This window comes from Micromonospora sp. NPDC049799, from assembly GCF_040656655.1.
GTDB lineage: Bacteria > Actinomycetota > Actinomycetes > Mycobacteriales > Micromonosporaceae > Micromonospora.
In genome coordinates, this window is the sequence record NZ_JBFAMU010000617.1 from 1 (window position 1) to 2629 (window position 2629).

Consider the following 2629-nt stretch of genomic DNA (forward strand, 5'->3'; position numbering starts at 1 on the left):
GCCCGAACGGGCGGCCCGTGCCCGGCGGCGGCGACGTCGCGCTGCACGAGGTCGGCTGCACCGCCGAGCTGCGGCAGGTGACCGAGCTCACCGACGGGGGCTACGACATCGTCACCGTGGGGCGGCGGCGCTTCCGGGTCACCGGCGTCGACACCGAGGCCGCGCCCTACCTGACCGCCGACGTCGAGTGGCTGCCGGAGCCGGGCGCGCCGGACGAGGCGGCGGATCTGCTGGCCGCCCGGGTGATCTCGGTCTTCCGGCAGTACCTGGGCCTGATCCGGTCCGACCCGGAGGAGATCTCCGAGCAGCTGCCGGAGGACCCGACGGTGCTGTCCCACCTGGTCGCCGCGACGGCGGCGCTGACCGTGGCGGACCGGCAGCGCCTGCTCGCGATCGATGACACCGCGACCCGGCTGCGCGCCGAGCTGCGCCTGCTCACCCGCGAATCGGCCCTGCTGCGCCAGGTGCGGGCGGTTCCGGTGCCGCTGGCGGAGCTGGCGTCGCCGCCGACCCCCAACTGACCGGTTCCGCCTCCGGACGCAGCGACGGCCAGCGGGACCAGCCGGCCAGCAGCGTGTACGCGACGGCCGCACCGAACGCGGGCAGCAGCAGGTTGCCGTGCGGCACCGGGATGAGGCCGAACACCAGGTCCACCCCGCCGGCCCGCAGGTCGGCGGGCTTGCCGAACGCCTGCCCGTCCGGTGCGGTCGCGAGCAGCCGCTCGTAGGTGCCCAGCCCGACGCGGCGGCCGACCTGCCACGCGACCACCGCGGCGCCGAACGACCCGACCACGGCGGCGAGCAGACCGACCGGTCCCCGCACGCGACGCAGCGCGAACCAGAGCCCGAGCGCGGCGAGCGCCCCGAAGCCCAGGCCGAGGAGGCTGAACCAGCCGTCGGCGGCCATCGGCTGCTCCGGCTGCGGCTCGGCGTAGACGGCACCCTTCTCGACCTGCGCAGTCCGGCTCCGCGGCCGGCTGACGCGCCGCCCGGCGAGTTCAGCGCGGCCCGGGCGTACGAGCACGTCAAGGTCATCGCGGCCCGCCCGCACGTCGCCGGCAGCCCCGCCAACGACCAGGTACGCGAGCACCTCGTCACCGTCCTGCGCGGCCTAGGCCTGTCCCCCGAGGTGCAGGACACCGTGGCGCCGGAGGCCGGGCAGCTCAGCGGCGCGGCCGGCGGGGCGACGCTGGCCCGGGTCCGCAACGTGGTCGCCACGGTCCCCGGGACCGATCCCACCGGGAAAGTGTTCCTGGTGGCGCACTACGACTCGGTGCAGTCCGGGCCGGGCGGCAACGACGACGCCGCCGGGACGTCGGCGATCCTGGAGGTGGCCCGCGCGTTGACCGCCGGTCCCCGGCCGCGCAACGACGTCGTCCTGGTGCTCACCGACGCCGAGGAGGCGTGCCTGTGCGGCGCGTCGGCGTTCGCGTCGAGCCACCCGCTCGCCGCCGACGGCGGCGTGGTGCTCAACCTGGAGGCGCGCGGCTCCACCGGGCCGGTGATCATGTTCGAGACGTCCCGGGACAACGCCGCCCTGGTGGCCGCCTTCGGTCGGGCCGCGCCGCACCCGGTGGGCACCTCGTTCGCGGTGGAGATCTACCGGGCCCTGCCGAACGACACCGACTTCACGGCGTTCCTCGACGCCGACGGCTTCGTCGGGCTGAACTCGGCCTACATCGACGGCGGAGCGATCTACCACACCCCGCTGGACACGCCGGCCGCGATGGACCGGGCCAGCCTCCAGCACCACGGCGACAACGCGCTCGGCCTGGCCCGGGAGTTCGGCCGGCTCGACCTGACCGCGCTGGAGTCCGGCCACGACTCGACGTACTTCCCGGTCCCCGGTGGCCTGGCCCGCTACCCGGGCTGGCTCACCCTGCCGCTGGCCCTGCTGGCGCTGGCCGGCGTGGTCGCCCTCGGCTGGTTCGCCCGCCGACGCGGCCGGACCACCGCCGGGCGCCTGGTCGCCGGCTTCGGTCTGGCGCTGGTGCCCGTGCTGGCCGCCCCGCTGGGCGCGTACCTGCTCTGGGCGGGCATCACCGCGCTCCGGCCCGGATACGCGGAGCTGCTCGACCCGTACCGGCCGACCTGGTACCGGCTGGCCGTGGTCGCGCTCGCCGCCGCCGTGCTGTTCACGTGGTACGCGCTGACCCGCCGCCGGATCGGCCCGGCCGCCCTGGCCGTCGGCGGCCTGGCCTGGCTGGCCCTGTTCGGTGTGCTGCTCGCGGTGCTGGTGCCCGGCGGGGCGTACCTCGCGACCCTCCCGGCCCTGGCCGGCGCGGCGGCCGGGCTGATCGCGCTGGCAACCCCGGTCGACGGCCCGTGGCCGGTGGTCGCGACGACCCTGGCCGGCGCGGTCGCCGTGGTGATCCTGCTGCCGACGGTCGTGCTGCTCTTCCCGGCGCTCGGCATGGCGATGGGCGGGGTGGCGGCGCTGTTCGCGGTGTTGCTCGGCCTGGCCGCGCTGCCCGTGGTCGATCTTCTGCACCCGCAGGCCGGCGGTCAACGGGGCCTGGTCGCGCTCCGGGCCCGTGTTGTCACTGTGGGACGTGGCGGCGCTGGTGCCGATCGTCACCGAGGCGGGCGGCACGTTCACCACGATGGACGGTCGTCCCGCCCCTGGTGGC

At 76.2% G+C, this 2629-nt stretch carries 1 protein-coding gene and 3 pseudogenes; 3 read left to right on the forward strand and 1 reads right to left on the reverse strand.

Annotation, left to right across the window (positions count from 1 at the left end; all coding sequences use genetic code 11):
- The coding region (locus AB0I76_RS27280) for an LON peptidase substrate-binding domain-containing protein (protein ID WP_357041210.1) at positions 1-521 on the forward strand (521 nt) is incomplete at its 5' end.
- On the opposite strand, the pseudogene AB0I76_RS27285 reads toward AB0I76_RS27280, so the two are convergent.
- A pseudogene (locus tag AB0I76_RS27285) lies at positions 436-942 on the reverse strand (DUF2567 domain-containing protein); the annotation flags it as partial. The gene AB0I76_RS27280 and the pseudogene AB0I76_RS27285 sit on opposite strands and share 86 nt — an antisense overlap.
- Between AB0I76_RS27285 and AB0I76_RS27290 the strand changes: the two are divergent.
- Positions 910-2535, forward strand: a pseudogene (locus AB0I76_RS27290) (M28 family peptidase); the annotation flags it as partial. The pseudogenes AB0I76_RS27285 and AB0I76_RS27290 overlap by 33 nt on opposite strands.
- Positions 2531-2629, forward strand: a pseudogene (locus AB0I76_RS27295) (inositol monophosphatase family protein); the annotation flags it as partial. The pseudogenes AB0I76_RS27290 and AB0I76_RS27295, both read left to right, overlap by 5 nt.